Source organism: Clostridium sp. UBA7339, assembly GCF_002470865.1.
In the GTDB taxonomy this organism is placed as follows: Bacteria; Bacillota; Clostridia; order Clostridiales; family Clostridiaceae; genus Clostridium_J; species Clostridium_J sulfidigenes.
On the sequence record NZ_DKPI01000012.1, the window covers coordinates 397,727 to 413,704 of the forward strand.

The 15,978-nt window shown below is 29.7% G+C and carries 14 protein-coding genes; 13 read left to right on the forward strand and 1 reads right to left on the reverse strand.

Translation table 11 applies throughout. From position 1 onward, the window contains the following. Window positions 1–13: 13 nt before the first annotated feature. The 9 genes from guaD to B2S02_RS13700 all read left to right on the forward strand — a co-directional run bounded on the left by guaD (window position 14) and on the right by B2S02_RS13700 (window position 10,818). Window positions 14–1,294: a guanine deaminase gene (gene guaD / locus B2S02_RS13660; RefSeq protein ID WP_346846571.1), complete on the forward strand. Its 1,281-nt coding sequence runs from the start codon at window positions 14–16 to the stop codon at window positions 1,292–1,294. 57 nt (window positions 1,295–1,351) lie between these two features. After that, window positions 1,352–1,936 carry a TetR/AcrR family transcriptional regulator gene (locus B2S02_RS13665; protein ID WP_346846572.1) on the forward strand — a complete coding sequence of 195 codons (585 nt, stop codon included), beginning with the start codon at window positions 1,352–1,354 and terminating at the stop codon, window positions 1,934–1,936. A gap of 132 nt (window positions 1,937–2,068) precedes the next feature. Beyond that, the gene (locus tag B2S02_RS13670; protein WP_346879194.1) at window positions 2,069–2,908 is read left to right on the forward strand and encodes an FAD binding domain-containing protein; all 840 of its coding nucleotides are present in this window, start codon (window positions 2,069–2,071) and stop codon (window positions 2,906–2,908) included. Between the two features lie 33 nt (window positions 2,909–2,941). Further along, complete coding sequence (locus B2S02_RS13675) at window positions 2,942–3,409, forward strand: (2Fe-2S)-binding protein (RefSeq protein ID WP_346846574.1); 468 nt, start codon at window positions 2,942–2,944, stop codon at window positions 3,407–3,409. Window positions 3,410–3,422: 13 nt separating this feature from the next. Continuing rightward, window positions 3,423–4,670 carry a xanthine dehydrogenase family protein molybdopterin-binding subunit gene (locus tag B2S02_RS13680; protein WP_346920889.1) on the forward strand — a complete coding sequence of 416 codons (1,248 nt, stop codon included), beginning with the start codon at window positions 3,423–3,425 and terminating at the stop codon, window positions 4,668–4,670. 19 nt (window positions 4,671–4,689) lie between these two features. Beyond that, window positions 4,690–5,640 (forward strand): xanthine dehydrogenase family protein molybdopterin-binding subunit, encoded by a 951-nt coding sequence (locus B2S02_RS13685; RefSeq protein WP_346846576.1) that lies wholly within the window; start codon window positions 4,690–4,692, stop codon window positions 5,638–5,640. A gap of 107 nt (window positions 5,641–5,747) precedes the next feature. Beyond that, complete coding sequence (locus tag B2S02_RS13690; protein ID WP_346846577.1) at window positions 5,748–6,290, forward strand: ECF transporter S component; 543 nt, start codon at window positions 5,748–5,750, stop codon at window positions 6,288–6,290. 242 nt (window positions 6,291–6,532) lie between these two features. Next, window positions 6,533–8,458 (forward strand): ABC-F family ATP-binding cassette domain-containing protein, encoded by a 1,926-nt coding sequence (locus tag B2S02_RS13695; protein WP_346879193.1) that lies wholly within the window; start codon window positions 6,533–6,535, stop codon window positions 8,456–8,458. Between the two features lie 41 nt (window positions 8,459–8,499). Further along, window positions 8,500–10,818, forward strand: a complete 2,319-nt coding sequence (locus tag B2S02_RS13700; RefSeq protein WP_346920890.1) for an ATP-dependent DNA helicase — start codon at window positions 8,500–8,502, stop codon at window positions 10,816–10,818. Window positions 10,819–10,902: 84 nt separating this feature from the next. Here the strand turns inward: B2S02_RS13700 and rbr are convergent, their stop codons facing one another. Next, entirely contained in the window at window positions 10,903–11,442 is a 540-nt protein-coding gene (rbr, locus tag B2S02_RS13705; RefSeq protein ID WP_035133587.1) for a rubrerythrin, read from the reverse strand. 1,216 nt (window positions 11,443–12,658) lie between these two features. On the opposite strand from rbr, the gene B2S02_RS13710 reads away from it, so the two are divergent. From B2S02_RS13710 to B2S02_RS13725, 4 genes are all read left to right on the forward strand, one after another. Continuing rightward, the gene (locus B2S02_RS13710; RefSeq protein ID WP_346879356.1) at window positions 12,659–13,765 is read left to right on the forward strand and encodes a DegT/DnrJ/EryC1/StrS family aminotransferase; all 1,107 of its coding nucleotides are present in this window, start codon (window positions 12,659–12,661) and stop codon (window positions 13,763–13,765) included. A 103-nt stretch (window positions 13,766–13,868) separates the two neighbouring features. Continuing rightward, the gene (locus B2S02_RS13715; protein WP_346846580.1) at window positions 13,869–14,465 is read left to right on the forward strand and encodes a sugar transferase; all 597 of its coding nucleotides are present in this window, start codon (window positions 13,869–13,871) and stop codon (window positions 14,463–14,465) included. A 15-nt stretch (window positions 14,466–14,480) separates the two neighbouring features. Next, the gene (locus tag B2S02_RS13720; RefSeq protein WP_346876943.1) at window positions 14,481–15,167 is read left to right on the forward strand and encodes a YveK family protein; all 687 of its coding nucleotides are present in this window, start codon (window positions 14,481–14,483) and stop codon (window positions 15,165–15,167) included. Then, window positions 15,167–15,895 carry a CpsD/CapB family tyrosine-protein kinase gene (locus B2S02_RS13725; protein ID WP_346879189.1) on the forward strand — a complete coding sequence of 243 codons (729 nt, stop codon included), beginning with the start codon at window positions 15,167–15,169 and terminating at the stop codon, window positions 15,893–15,895. Before B2S02_RS13720 ends, B2S02_RS13725 begins: the two co-directional genes overlap by 1 nt. Window positions 15,896–15,978 lie beyond the last annotated feature (83 nt).

Here is a 15,978-nt window from a genome sequence, read left to right on the forward strand (position 1 = left end):
AAGGAGGAATGTGATGAGCCAGATTAAAGCAATAAAAGGAAACATTATTTTTACCAAAAACTTTGGAGAATATGAAATAATCGAAAATGGGTATGTGGTACTAGTGAATAAGATAATAAAGGGAGTATATGAAGTATTACCAGAAGAACTTAAAAACGCATTAGTAACAGATTATGGAGATAAATTAATTATTCCTGGTTTTGTTGATTTGCACCTTCATGGACCTCAATTTCCTAATTTAGGGTTAGGATTAGACAAGGAATTAATGCCATGGTTAGAGACATATACTTTTCCAGAGGAAGAAAAGTATTGGGATACAACCTATGCAAAAGATGTATACACTAGTTTAGCAAGAGAACTTTGGAAAAATGGAACTACTAGAAGTTGTATATTTGCCACAGTACATCTAGATTCAACAAAGCTCTTAATGGATATCTTAAACCATTCAGGTCTCGGTGCTTATGTAGGAAAGGTAAATATGGATAGAAATTGTCCGGAATTTTTAAGAGAAGATTCAGTGAAATCTATTGAAGATACGGAAAACTTTATAAATGCATATGGGGATAAGTATGAACGTGTAAAACCAATTATAACTCCTAGATTTGTCCCAACTTGTACTACGAAATTATTAAGAGGATTAGGTGACTTAGCTGAAAAATATAAAATACCAGTACAGTCACACTTAAGTGAAAATAAAGATGAAATAGAATTTGTAAAATCCTTGCATCCAGAGTATAAAAATTATGCCAGTATTTATAAAGATGCAGGGCTTCTTGGTAACCAACCAACAATTATGGCTCACTGCGTATTACTTGAAGATGAAGAAATAGAAATGCTTAGGCAGAATAAAGTGTTTGTAGCTCATAGTCCAAATTCAAACTCCAATTTAGCAAGTGGTATAGCTCCAATTAGAAAATTTATAACTGAAGGAATACCAATTGGACTTGCTTCTGACATATCAGGAGGACATAGCTTGTCTATGTGCAACGTAATAGTAGACAGTGCACAAGCATCAAACATTAAATGGCTTGAAAGTGGAAAAAAAGAAGCACCACTAAATACAGCTGAATTGTTTTATTTAGCAACTAAGGGAAGTGGAAGTTTCTTTGGAAAGGTTGGTAGTTTTGAAAAAGATTACGAATTTGATGCATTAATTATAGATGATAGTTCATTAAAAAGTTTCAAAAAACTATCAATACAAGAAAGATTACAAAAATTTATTTACACAGGAAATCCTAAAAATATCATTAAAAGGTATGTGGCTGGAAAAGTTATAGATGAGCCATATATGTAAATTAAAAACTATATACTTTTAGATGAAATTAGGGTTAAGTGAGAAAGAAGGTTAATCATGGAAAAAGATGTGGATAAGAGGATACTTAAAGCGGCACTTGAAGTAGTATCTAAGGAAAAAATTAGTGGAACTCGTATGCATATAATTGCTAAGGAGGCTAATATGAGCCAAGCTAACCTACACTATCACTTCTCTACTAAGAATGATATTATGGTAGCATTACTTAATAGCATACAAGAGGAGTTTTCTAAGGGTCGTAAGAACTATATAGATACTGAAGCTAAAACTGTTACTGAAAATATTCAAGGGTTCTTTGAACAGAAAAAAGATGATATTTTAATAAATAAAAAGATGGAATATGCCCAAATTGATTATTGGGTTCAAGGAACTGTAAATGAAGAGATAAGGATTATATTTCAAAATACCTTTAATATCTGGAGAAAGAGTATAGAAGAGACTTTTTCTAAAGAAGAACAAGAAGGAATTGATGATAAAACTATGAGAAATATTCCTTTTGTAATGGTATCCTTAATGTTAGGGGCTTCATTACAGTACTTAATCGACGAAGGGAAATTTGATTTAGATGATTATTTTCAAGTTGCAGAAGAGATGATATTAACGGCATGCAACAAAACAAAATAAAATAATGTCATTACAGTAAAATAAGTCTTCTATATATTTAATATAGAAGATTTTTTTAAAAATTATATGTAATAAATTTGAATAAAATGAATAAATTGAATAAATATATATGAATGGGGGTATAGCGTAAAAGTGTTGAAAATTTACAGTCCTAAAACTATAGAAGAAGTTAAAGAATATATGAAAGATCATTCTAATCTTAAACTGTTAGCTGGGGGAACAGACTTAGTTCTAGACTTTAAAAGAAATAAAGTAAAGTGCGAATCCATAGTTTCCTTAGAAAAAATTTCAGATTTGAAAAAAATAGTAGATGATAAGGATGAAATATATATTGGTGCTATGGTGACTTTTAGTGATTTAATTGAAAATAATATTATAAAGGATTACTGTAATTTACTTTTAAATTGTAGTATGTCTATGGGATCACCACAAATTAGAAATGTAGCCACTGTTGGAGGTAACATTGCTAATGGAGGATCAGCAGCTGATATAATACCTTGTATAATTAGTTTAGGAGGAATATTACTTATAGAATCAGAAGAAGCAATAAGAAGAGTAAGTTGCGAAGAATATTTTGAAAATTATAAAGAAGAGAGATTAAAAGAAAATGAAATATTAACTCATATTATTATACCTAAAACACAAAACATAAGTGGCTATTACAAGTTAGGTAAAAGAAATTCTTTAGCCATTTCAAGAGTAAGTGCTGCTGTAAATTTAGAAATAAAAAAAGATAGGATTTGTGCTATAAATATATGTCTTGGAGCAGTTGGAAGATATCCCTTTAGGGCTAAAGAGTTAGAAGAAAGGTCTTTGGGAAAAGATATTAAATGGCTATATTCTGAAGAAGCTTTAGAATATTTAGAAAGTATTGTAGAGAAAAGCATTGAGGGTAGGAAAACTATGCCTTTTAAAAGGGAGGCAATTAAAGGTGTATTTAAAAGAGCCTTAGATAACGCTTTACAGCAGTAGATATAATTTTGAATTATAGAAAAGAGGTATGTTGTGGTAGAAGTAAATATAAAAATAAATGGAATTGAATATAAAAGAAATATAAATAGTATGATGAGACTAATAGATTTTATAAGGGACGAAATTAAGCTAAAAGGAACAAAGGAAGGGTGTGGAGAAGGAGAGTGTGGTGCTTGCACTGTTATTCTAGATGGTAAAATCGTGAATTCTTGCCTTTTACTAGCTGCAACTTTAGATGGTTGCGAAATAATTACTATAGAAGGTATTAGTAATAACGGAATACATCCCATTCAAGAAGCTTTTATGGAGGTAGGAGCAGTTCAATGCGGATATTGTACTCCAGGAATGATACTAAGTGCTAAAGCTATACTAGATAAAAACATAGATGCAACTGAAGAGGAAATAAGGGAAAGTATTTCAGGAAACCTTTGCAGGTGTACAGGTTATGACAAAATAGTTCAAGGCATAATTTTAGCTCAAAGCAAGTTGAAAAATAATTAGAGGAGAGGTTGCAATGGAGTCTGTTGGAAGAGGACTTATAAGGCCAGATGTATACAATAAAGTACTAGGTAAATCGATTTATCCTGACGATTTAGAATTTGAAGGTATGTTATATGCTGGAGTAAAAAGAAGTACAATTCCCTATGGAAAAGTTAAAAATATAAATATGGAAGAAATAAGATCCATGGAATATGTGGAAATGGTCATAGATTATACTATGATACCAGGAGCTATAAGTCATGGTGTTGTATTTAAGGATATTCCTACTCTTGTAAAAGATATAATTAAAAGAGTAGGGGATCCCATAATTATAATAGTTGCTAAAAATAAGGAAGCTTTAAAAGACGCTTTAAATAATGTGAAAATAGAGTATGAAGAGTTTAAGGGTATTTTTAATATTGAGGATGCTTTAAAAGAAGATGCTCCAATTTTAGGTGAAGTAAGTAATTTACTTTATGATTTAAAGATAAAAAAAGGGAATATTGATGATGGATTTGAGGAAGCTAAATATATAGTAGAGAACTGGTATAATACTCCTATGGTAGAACATGCTTTTCTACAGCCTGAGGCATCTGTAAGCAGAGTTGATGAAGAGGGAGTGGTAGAAGTATATGTTGCAACTCAATATCCACATTATGATAGAGAAGAGGTAGCTAGGTGCTTAAATATTGAGGAAGAAAAGGTTAGAATTAGAAATATGACTATTGGTGGAGCCTTTGGAGGTAGAGAAGATATTAATCCACAATGTCACGCGGCAATTGCAGCTTATTTGACTGAAAAACCAGTTAAGGTAGTTTATGATAGAGAAGAATCTACTATATCCCATAGTAAAAGACACCCTATGAAAATTTTTTTAAAAACAGGGGTGAGAGAAGATGGTAAACTTTGTGCGTTAAAAGCTAGAATCTATGGAGATACTGGTGCATATGCTTCATGGGGGATAAATGTATTAAGAAAGGCCGCAGTACATGCTACCGGTCCATATAATATACAAAATGTAGATATAAGAGCCATGGCTGTATATACCAATAATCCATATAGTGGGGCAATGAGAGGATTTGGAGCAACACAATGTCCTATTGCTACAGAAAGTCAGATGGATATGTTAGCTGAAAAGATTGGGATTCACCCACTAAAATTTAGATATATAAATGCTTTTAAAGTAGGAGATAAAACTGCTACAGGTCAAGTGTTAAAATCAAGTGTAGGTCTTAAAAAATGTATAGAAAAGCTTGCAGACCTTGATGGAGTAGAAATTTAAAAGAAGGTGTGAAATTGATATGAAGAACCGTGGTGTAGGGTATGCTACTATATTTTATGGTACTGGGTATGGAAATGGGTTTCCTGATGAATCAAGAGCAACGGCAGAACTTAGGGAAGATGGTGAAATTGTAGTATATGTGGAAGTTTCAGATGTAGGTTCTGGTGGTATAAGTGTGATGTGGCAAATTGCTACAGAAACACTAAATACAGATAAAAATCTAATTAAAGTAATGTATGATAACACTAGCTTTGTAAAAGATAGTGGTACTGCAGCAGCAAGTAGACAAACTTACAATACAGGAAATGCTGTATATGATGCTTGTAAAAAACTTAGAAGTAATTTAAATAAAGGTTTAAGTAGATCAAACGATAACTGTATTCATAAAGAAGAAATAAAGCTCCTTTATAAGCAAATGAAAGAAAAGGGAATTCCGATAAAGACAGAAGGTTATTTTAAAGCAGAAACTTCACAAATTGATATGGAAACTGGTGAAGGTAATCCTTATTGGCCTTATACCTTTGGAGCACAAAAAGTTACTATTGAAGTAGATGATGAAACTGGCAAGGTTGACATAATTGAAGTTATAGCTGTAAATGACGCAGGAAAAATAATAAATCCAGCTTCCGCAGAAGGTCAGGCACAAGGCGGAGTTGCCATGGGAATAGGTTATGCACTTATGGAAGAAATAGAAATAGAAAACGGTTCTATAAAAAATAGAAATTTTTCAAATTATATAATACCAACCAGTAAAGATGTACCACATATAGATACTTATTTTGTGGAGGAATTTGAGGAATCAGGTCCTTATGGAGCTAAAGGAATTGGAGAGCCTGTAATGATACCTACAGCTCCAGCTATATTAAATGCCATATATGATGCAGTAGGAGTTAGAATGTATAGCATACCTGTAATATGTGATAAGTTATTATTAGCGTTAAAAGAAAAAAAAGGTCAAATTTATAACTGATTTAAATAGAAAGTATCCATTGTTTTTTTATAATGGATACTTTCTATTTACAACTGTAACTTTATGATATATACTAATGTATATACAGTACAGGTAGGAGGATAAAAATGAAAACAAATCTAAAAAAGATGGTAATTAGTTCATTATTAATAGCTATGTCTATTATAATACCAGTAATATTTGGGCCTTTTCTTAAGGTATATATACCACCATTCTCTGCAACTTTGGCATCACACGTACCTATGTTTATTGCTATGTTCTTAGGACCTTTTGAGGCTGCAGTAGTTGGAATTGGTTCAGTGGTAGGTTTTTTATTTGCTATAGGAGATCCAATTGTAGCAATGAGAGCATCATCTCATATAGTAGTAGGATACATTGGAGCTAAAATGATTGTGAAAAAAATGTCTTATGGTAAAGTTGTAGCTTTTACAGCACCAATACATGGAATTTTTGAAGGATTAGTAGTACTTATATTTACAGGCAATATAGTTTTATCAATTGTTGTAACAGGAATAGGAACTATAATTCATCACGTTATAGATGGTTTAATTTCTCTTCCAATTATTAGAATAATACAAAAAGGATTAGGAATTAATTTATCTACTATAGGTGAAAAAAAGAAAGAAGAGCCTGAAGATGTAGCGGTATAACACATTTCTTATAGTTTTATTTTATGAAAGTTATATTTTTTAGGATAAATTTGATTAGAAATATAGTATAAAGTTCCTATAAATATTAAATATTAAGTAAAAACCTTTAGATAATAATAGTATCTAAAGGTTTTTATTTCTTTCTCGATTAGGTATAATGTCCATAGGAAAGGTTTTATAAATAGAAGATATTATAAAAAAAATAAATAATTAAACATAGCTAAGAATAGAGGATGATACATATGAATTTAATAACACTTGAAAATATATATAAGAGTTATAGTGAAAAACCATTATTAACAGATGTTAAACTAACCATAACATCAGAAGATAAAGTTGGAATAATTGGTGTAAATGGAGCTGGAAAGTCTACATTATTAAAAATAATTGCAGGAATAGAACAAGAGGATTCTGGTACAATTACAAAGATGAATGGACTGAACATATCTTATTTACCTCAACATATTGAGTTTAATCCAGAGGATAGGATTATGGATCATGTTTTTAATGGTGCCGGGGAAATAATGGAAGTACTAAGAGAGTATGAACATGTATTAGAAGAACTAAAAACCAATAGTGATAATTCAAAGCTGCAACAACAGTTATTTAAGCTTACTAGTAAAATTGACGCATTAGGAGGTTGGCAAATAGAAAGTGAGGCAAAAGCATTACTAACAAAGTTAGGTATAACGGATTTTGATGCTAAAATGGGAAAGCTTTCTGGAGGGCAAAGAAAGAGAGTAGGGCTTTGTAATGTGCTAATAACTCCTTGTGATCTTTTAATATTGGATGAACCTACTAACCACATGGATAATGAAATAATTGATTATATGGAGGAGCTATTACAAAAAAGAAAAGGTGGGGTTATAATGATAACCCACGATAGATACTTCTTAGATAGAATTACTAATAGGATCTTTGAACTAGATAGGGGAGAACTTTATTCTTATCAAGGAAATTATTCTGTATTTTTAGAGAAAAAAGCAGAGAGAATGCAGCTTTTTGAAGCGCTTGAGAGTAAAAGACAAAATCTTTACAGAAAAGAGTTAGCGTGGATAAAAAGAGGAGCTAAGGCGAGATCTACTAAGCAAAAGGCAAGGATTGATAGGTTTGAAGAGTTAAAAGAAACATCCTATAAGATAGATGAAGATAGAATGGAATTAAATACAGCTGGTTCAAGGTTAGGAAAGAAGATATTAGAGCTTGATAATATAAGCAAGGACTTTGGAGACAAGGTAATTATAAAGGATTTTAGTCATATCTTTACTAAGGAAGAGAGAGTAGGAGTTATAGGGAATAATGGTATGGGTAAATCTACTTTATTGAATATTATAAGTGGAAGATTAAGCCCTGATAAGGGAGAAGTTACACAAGGTGAAACTGTTAAGATAGGATATTTTACCCAAGAAAATATAGAATTAGATGGAACTATGAGAGTTATCGAGTATATTAAAGAAATAGCTGAGTATATAACTACAAATGATGGAAGTAAAATTACTGCTTCTCAAATGTTAGAGAACTTTTTATTTGATGGAACCATGCAGCATAGTTTTATATCTAAATTGTCTGGTGGAGAGAAGAGAAGATTATATCTTTTAAGAATACTAATGGAAGCACCTAATGTATTATTTTTAGATGAGCCAACCAATGACTTAGATATTCAGACTTTAACAATTCTGGAAGACTATTTGGATAGATTTAATGGTACGGTAATAGCCATATCCCACGATAGATACTTCCTAGATAGAATTGCCAATAGGATTTTTAGCTTTGAAGGACAAGGAAAGATTTTAGAGCTTGTAGGAAATTATAGTGATTATAAAGAGTATAGGGATATAAAGGCTGAAGAAGAAGTTGCTACATCAAGTACTAACAAAGAAAAGAAATATGATGAAAATAAAAATCGTAAAGAAAAGCCAACTAAATTAAAATTTACATTTAAAGAGCAAAAAGAATTTGATACCATAGATGATGAAATTGAAAAAAAAGAGGAAGATATTGCCACAGTAGAGACAGAGATAAACCAGTGTGGAAGTGATTTTGTAAAGTTACAACAGTTACTGGAAGATCAAAATAGATTAAAAGATGAATTGAATTTTTTATTAGAAAGATGGGAATATCTAAATGAAATTTTTGAAGAGATGGAAACCCAGAAACAAAATAAGTAAGTACTAGGTTTAATCATGGATATACCTTTTAGGAGAAGAATATGATAGAAAATAATATGAGAATATCTGTTAGAAATTTAATAGAATTTATTTATAGACAAGGGGATATTGATGATAGAATAGGGGGTATTGGATCAGCTCAAGAGGGGACTAGACTTCATAAAGTCATACAAAAGGAACTTAAAGAGCAATGTGATGAATCAGAAGAGAAGATCTATATTAATGAGATGTATCTATCAAGAGAGTTATGCTATAAGGAAATAAATATTATTTTAGAAGGGAGAGCCGACGGTGTTATTATTAGTTCACAGAAAGGTAGTAACACTAGAGTTAAAATAATAGAGATAAAGACTACCATGAAGGACTTACTTACACTTGAAGAAAATGAAAACTTTCTTCACTGGGCCCAAGGAAAACTATATGGGCATATCTATTGTGAAGAAGAAAACCTAAGTGAAATAGATATAGATCTTATATATTGTCACAGAGAAAGTTTGCATACAAAGACCTTTTCAAAAACTTTTTTAAGGGAAAAACTAAAGGAATTTTTCAATGAAGTGATGGGCAGGTATACAAGGTGGATTCATCTTCAGAGTAGTTGGATAGAACTAAGAAATAACTCTATTGAAAAGTTAGATTTTCCTTTTAAAAATTATAGGAAGGGTCAAAGGGAACTAGCTATAAATATATATAGAACTATTAAAGAGAAAAAAGATATTTACATTGAAGCACCTACGGGGACAGGAAAAACTATTTCAACAATTTTTCCTGCAATAAAGTCTTTTACTATAAATAATTCAGCTAAGCTTATATATCTTACAGCAAAAAATATTACTAAAGGAGTGGCTGAAAATACCTTAGGCATATTAAGAGACTCTGGTATGAGGCTTAGAACATTAACTATTACTGCAAAAGATAAGATTTGTTTTCTAGAGGAAAGAATATGTAATGGCGATGCCTGTGAATATGCAAAGGGACATTTTGATCGAGTTAATGACGCCATATTAGATATGATAGAAAACAATGAAGTTTTTAATCAACAGATTATTGAGGAGTACAGCAGGCAATTTAAGGTATGCCCTTTTGAACTTTCCTTAGATTTAATTGCTTGGTGTGATTTTATAATAGGTGATTATAACTATTTCTTTGATCCTAAAGCTATGATAAAGAGAATGGCATTTGATGATACACCATATATATTTCTTATTGATGAGGCACATAATTTAGTAGACCGTGGAAGAGAAATGTATTCTGCTGAGATAAAAGAAAGTGATTTGAAAGAATTAAAAAAAGAATTTAAATATAAGAATAAAAAACTAATAGGTATAATAAATAAAATAATTAAGAAACTAAAGGAATATACAATAGGTGAAAAGGGTAATATAGTAATAGATGAAGGACCCGGAGAAATGCTAGTTCTTTTCAGGCTTTTTGCAACAGAAGGTGAAAATTATTTAAAAGAACACATTGGTGAAACCATAGATGAAATATTTTTAAATGTATATTTTTCTTTCTTAGATTTTATTAGAATTGGAGAGTTATTTTCAGAGGATTTTGTACTATACTGTAATAATGAAGATATGGATATCCGGATAAAAATATTCTGTTTAAACCCAAGTAATGTGATAAAACAGTGTATAAAAGGTAATATAAGTAATATATTTTTTTCAGCCACTCTGTCTCCAATGAATTATTTTAAAAATCTACTAGGTGGAGATGATAAAAGTTATAGCATAAAACTTCAGTCTCCCTTTCCACCAGAAAATAGAAATTTGATTCTAAAATATGACATTGATACTAGATACAAGTACAGAGAGAAAAGTTATTACCCAATCTGTAAATATATCAATGAAACTCTAAATAATTATGAGGGAAACTTTTTAGTGTTTTTTCCTTCCTATGAATATATGACAAAAGTATATGAAGTTTACTGTAAGAATTTTAGTGAACATAATATATACTTACAAGAAAGTGTTATGACAGAGGAAGAAAGAGAAGAATTCTTGGAAAGATTTTCTTTGATGGATGTAGATAAAAATAGTAAGGAGAGAACTATAGGTTTTGTAGTTCTAGGAGGAGTATTTTCAGAAGGAATAGATTTAATTGGGGATAGACTTAAGGGAGCGATTATAGTGGGAGTTGGATTACCTAAAATATCCTTTGAAAGAAAATTAATAGAAGAATATTTTAACGAAATAGGGGAACCGGGATTTCACTATGCGTATACATTTCCAGGAATGAACAAAGTTATACAGGCTATGGGAAGGGTTATTAGAACTGAAGAAGATAAGGGTACCATAATGCTTTTAGATAAGAGGTATAGAAGTGAAATATATCAAAAGTTAATGCCTATAGAATAAGACTTTAATATAGAATAAAACATATTAAATAAGGGTATCGAATCTAGAATTAATTCTTGATTCAATACCCTTGTTATTTTAATATTAATAGTTTTTAGCTAATAATTGGAAGTAGCTTTGAGGATGTGCACAAACAGGACATGCATTTGGTGCTTTTTCTCCTTCATAGATGAATCCGCAATTAGCACATTGCCATACCACTTTTTCTTCTTTTTCAAATACTTTTCCGTCTTCAATATTTTTTAATAAAGCTAAATATCTTTCTTCATGCTCTTTTTCAATTTTACCTACACCTTCAAATAAGTTTGCAATTTTATCAAAGCCTTCTTCTCTAGCTTCTTTTGCAAAAGTAGCATACATATCAGTCCACTCATAGTTTTCACCAGCAGCTGCATCTTTAAGGTTTTCCATAGTATCACCTATGCCATCATGAAGAAGCTTGAACCATATTTTTGCATGTTCTTTTTCATTATTTGCAGTTTCAGTGAAAAGAGCAGCAATTTGCTCATATCCTTCCTTTTTAGCTTTTGAAGCATAAAAAGTATATTTATTTCTAGCTTGAGATTCTCCTGCGAATGCTGTTGCTAAATTAGCTTCTGTTTTAGTTCCTTTTAGATTTCCCATCTTTATTCCCCACTTTCTTATTCTATAACATTACCATTAAAAGTAAGTTATTATTTAATAATTATTATTATCTAACAATTTAAATATAGTGTACCATATAAAAAATGGAATGTAAATAATTATAAACAAATATTAACATTTATTTATAATTTCCATAATATTTACACTTATATATTATCATTATGAAATTATATATGAATTTTAACAATAGTTAAATGGTACAATTCTAATGAAAATCTCATACTATACAGAGAATCTATATGTATAGCTTAATAAAATTATAGATTAAAATGATTTATAGTTATTAATAGAGGAAATGTAGAGGTTACTAACATTATACTAGTTGATAAAGTGGATAAAAGATTAGAATTAGTTCCAGAGTGATAGAATATCATTGTCTAATTTTACTTTTTTCAAAATAAGAAAATCTCTGAAACCCTTGAGGCCACAACAAATAGTTAACTATTTATATAGTTTCCTATTAACATATATAAATAGTTTAATATATATCTATTTGTTATATGAAAATATAAATTCTCTCCAAATTCTATCACTTTCATTAAACATAGAGCCTAAAACTAAAGTAGAGAGTAGTGCAACAAATAAATTTTATTAGAGTGTGTCATAGCAATGCTAGGCACACTCTTTTACTATATACTAAAACTTTTATTCAATATTATAAAAGTTTTATTGTAACTTTAGGGTGAAAGAAGAATTTTATTATTAAAATAATTAGTTATATAAAGTAGAAGTATGTATAAATAAGTGCATATACATACAAATAAAGTATCATGCAAAAAGGCATTGTTATTTCCTAGGATAAAAAGACGAAGAAAACTAAATGAAACAAATGTAAAAAAGTGGTAATATTGTAATGTAGAACTATATGTTAATTATTTATACAAAAATAGTGGATTTAATATATAAACAAAAATTTTAATCAGATTTTATAATAATAAAACTTAATATTGATTCGTGGTTAGGGATTTTAATATAAAAGTTTTAAGGAAAAGGAAAGAGTTTTTTACATATTATCCCATGAAAGGAGGCGAAGTATATAGTGGAAAATATGAAAAGTAACAAGGATATTATTCAATCAATAAAGTTCAACAAAATAGATGAAAGTAAAGAAATTTTAGAATTAGCAGAGCAAAATAGGTTTAGTGAAATAATTAATGAAGATAGCAGGAGGAAAATATACCTTTCATCGCCACATATGGGTGAGGAAGAAATTAAGTACGTACTTGAGGCTTTTGATACTAATTGGATAGCACCAATGGGTCCTAATGTAGAGAATTTTGAGAATGAGATAGCAAACTATGTAAAAGTAAAAAGAGGCTTGGCACTAAGCTCTGGAACTTCAGCAATTCATATGGCATTGAAGCTATTAGATGTAAAAAATAATGATTTAGTTTTTTGTTCATCATTAACTTTTGTAGCAAGTTGTAACCCAATAATATATGAAAGAGCTGTTCCAGTATTTATTGATTCAGAACCTGAAAGTTTTAATATGTCTCCCAAAGCATTAAAAAGAGCTTTTGAATATTATGAAGAAAAAAATATGAAGCCTAAAGCGGTAATTGTAGTTCATTTATATGGTCAAAGTGCAGATATGGACGAAATAATAAAAATTTGCAACTTTTATGATGTGCCTATTGTAGAAGATGCTGCAGAATCATTAGGTGCAACTTATAAGGGTAAGCAAACTGGAACCATGGGTGAATTTGGAGTATTCTCTTTTAATGGAAATAAGATAATAACTACTTCTGCTGGTGGAATGCTTGTATCAAATAATATGAATGCCATAGAGAAAGCAAGATTTTGGGCCACTCAAGCTAGAGACAAGGCTAGATATTATCAACATTCAGAGCTTGGATATAACTATAGAATGAGTAATATTTTAGCAGGAATAGGTAGAGGTCAACTTAAAATATTGAATCAACGAATAGCTAAGAAAAAAAGTATTTTTAAATTTTATGATAGAAATTTTAGGAATATTCCGTGGATTGATATGGAAGAAATTTGTGACTATGGAACATCAAATTATTGGCTTAGTGTGATGACTTTATCTAAAGGATGCAAAATTAAACCTATAGATATAATAAAAGCTTTAGAAAAAGAAAATATAGAATCTAGACATGTTTGGAAGCCTATCCACCTTCAACCTTATTATAAAGGATTTAGTTTTTTTAATCACAATGATGTAGGTATAAGTGTATGTGAAGATATATTTGAAAGAGGAATTTGTCTTCCATCAGATACAAAAATGACAATTGAAGATCAACAAAGGGTAATAGATGCTATAAAAAGATTATTTAAATAAAGTTTGGAATTATAAGTAATTTATACTTGGTTAATATAAAATTTAAAAAATAAATTTACATTTAAAAAGACAGAGATAAAATTTAAGAAAGTTCGAGGAGAATATGTTTATAAAAAGAATATTTGATGTTGCTATTTCAATATTAGGACTTATTATTTTATTACCTATGTTAATTATTATAGCACTGATAATAAAGATTAAATTAGGAAAACCAATTTTTTTTATACAAGAGAGGGTAGGAAAAAGGAATAAGATTTTTAAAATGATTAAGTTTAGAACAATGAAAGATATAAAGGATGAAAATGGGAAGGTATTACCAGATGAAAAGAGGCACACAACAATAGGAAAAACACTGAGGGCATTAAGCCTTGATGAAATACCAGAGCTTATAAATGTTATAAAAGGAGATATGAGTTTAGTAGGACCAAGACCTCTTTTAAAAGAGTATTTAAGTTTATACTCACAAGAGCAGTTAAAAAGGCATCAGGTTCTACCAGGAATTACGGGGTGGGCACAAATTAATGGTAGAAATGCTATATCATGGACAGAAAAATTTAAATTAGACATATGGTACGTGTGTAACTGGTCCCTACTTTTAGATTTGAAAATTTTATTTTTAACCATATATAAAGTTATTAAAAAAGATGGAATAAACCAAGATGATAATATTACCATGGAATACTTTAATGGAAGCAATTAAAGGAGGATGAAATTTATGGATGAAAAATTGATAAATTTTGATGAAATAGTATATTTACTAAAGAAAAAAATTTGGATTTTAATATTAATTACTGGAGCTATATCATGTTTAGGTGGTTATAAAGCTTCATTAATGACTACAAGTTATCAAGCTACAGCGAAAATTTACGTTGGTAGAGGAAATAATCTAATGGACTATTATTCTCAGAATGAAATTCAATATTACAATGAATTTATGAATACCTTTAATGAAATAATTAGGGTAGATGATTTTTTAAATGAAACATTGAAAAAATATAAAATTAACAAGTCGTCTTGGGAAGTGAAAAATTCATTAGGGTTTTCTGCATCAGAGAATACACCTATATTTACAGTAACATATAATACTAATGATATGGAGGGAGCAGAACAGGTACTAACAGCTATATGTGAAGAGTTTAATGAGCAAGCAAAAACTATAATTCCAGATGCTAAGCCGAGAATTATAGATAGTAGTAAAGTATATCCCATAGTACCTAATAAAAAGAAGCTAATGCTTATGTACTTCGGAGTTGGTGTAATATTTTCTTTGGGATTAATATTTTTTATAGATTATCTTGATGACACTATTAAGAGTAACTCTAGATTAGAAAAAGTTTTGCCAGTACCAGTATTAGGAAATATACCTAAGCACGAAAAAGGATTTAAGGGAGGAAGAGAGTAATGTTTATATACAATAAAATGCCACATTCTATATCTGCTGAATCTTATAAATCCATACGCACAAGTTTAAAATATTCATCTGTTGATAAAGCAATAAAGACCATTGTAATAACTAGTTCAGTACCAGGAGAGGGGAAATCAACAATTGCTGGTAATTTAGCACTTTGTTTAAGTGAAAGTGGAAATAAAGTTTTAATTATAGATTGTGATCTTAGAAGACCATCTTTACATAAAAAATTTAGGCTTTCTAATTTAAAGGGAATTACGGATTGTTTAATTGATAAAGATAATTTAAAAGAATCTATACAAGAATTTACTTCTGACCTATCAGTAATATCATCAGGTACTATTCCTCCTAATCCTGCAGAAATTTTAGGTTCGAAAACTTTTGAAGGATTTTTAAAAAATATAGGAAGTATCTATGACTATATAATATTAGATACTCCACCGTTACTAGCTGTTACTGATGCCAGCATTCTTGCAGGTAAAGCAGATGCAACAATTATAGTGGTGAAGTACGGTAAAACTAGAGAAAAAGATATTAATTTAGCATATAAAGAATTAAAAAAGGTAAATGCAAATGTAGTTGGAAGTATACTGAATAGTTGCGACATAAAGAGAACAGATTCTTATTATAAATATTATACTAAAGAAAAAAAGAGTTTTCTTAGTATAAAATCAAGAAGAAGAAATTATGAAAAATATAAAACAAAAAAAGTTAATGCTTAAAATATCAAATTAAACATATTAATCTTTGACTTTAAAAATCAATTGTCATAGATTTGTTTTATTAAATGTGAAAAAGAGGAAGT

Bases quoted from the DNA above. Each gene is read 5' to 3' on its own strand.
- guaD (WP_346846571.1), top strand. From the start codon at position 14: ATGAGCCAGATTAAAGCAATAAAAGGAAACATTATTTTTACCAAAAAC.
- B2S02_RS13665 (WP_346846572.1), top strand. From the start codon at position 1,352: ATGGAAAAAGATGTGGATAAGAGGATACTTAAAGCGGCACTTGAAGTA.
- B2S02_RS13680 (WP_346920889.1), top strand. From the start codon at position 3,423: ATGGAGTCTGTTGGAAGAGGACTTATAAGGCCAGATGTATACAATAAA.
- B2S02_RS13685 (WP_346846576.1), top strand. From the start codon at position 4,690: ATGAAGAACCGTGGTGTAGGGTATGCTACTATATTTTATGGTACTGGG.
- B2S02_RS13690 (WP_346846577.1), top strand. From the start codon at position 5,748: ATGAAAACAAATCTAAAAAAGATGGTAATTAGTTCATTATTAATAGCT.
- B2S02_RS13695 (WP_346879193.1), top strand. From the start codon at position 6,533: ATGAATTTAATAACACTTGAAAATATATATAAGAGTTATAGTGAAAAA.
- B2S02_RS13700 (WP_346920890.1), top strand. From the start codon at position 8,500: ATGATAGAAAATAATATGAGAATATCTGTTAGAAATTTAATAGAATTT.
- rbr (WP_035133587.1), bottom strand. From the start codon at position 11,442: ATGGGAAATCTAAAAGGAACTAAAACAGAAGCTAATTTAGCAACAGCA.
- B2S02_RS13710 (WP_346879356.1), top strand. From the start codon at position 12,659: ATGGGTGAGGAAGAAATTAAGTACGTACTTGAGGCTTTTGATACTAAT.
- B2S02_RS13715 (WP_346846580.1), top strand. From the start codon at position 13,869: ATGTTTATAAAAAGAATATTTGATGTTGCTATTTCAATATTAGGACTT.
- B2S02_RS13720 (WP_346876943.1), top strand. From the start codon at position 14,481: ATGGATGAAAAATTGATAAATTTTGATGAAATAGTATATTTACTAAAG.
- B2S02_RS13725 (WP_346879189.1), top strand. From the start codon at position 15,167: ATGTTTATATACAATAAAATGCCACATTCTATATCTGCTGAATCTTAT.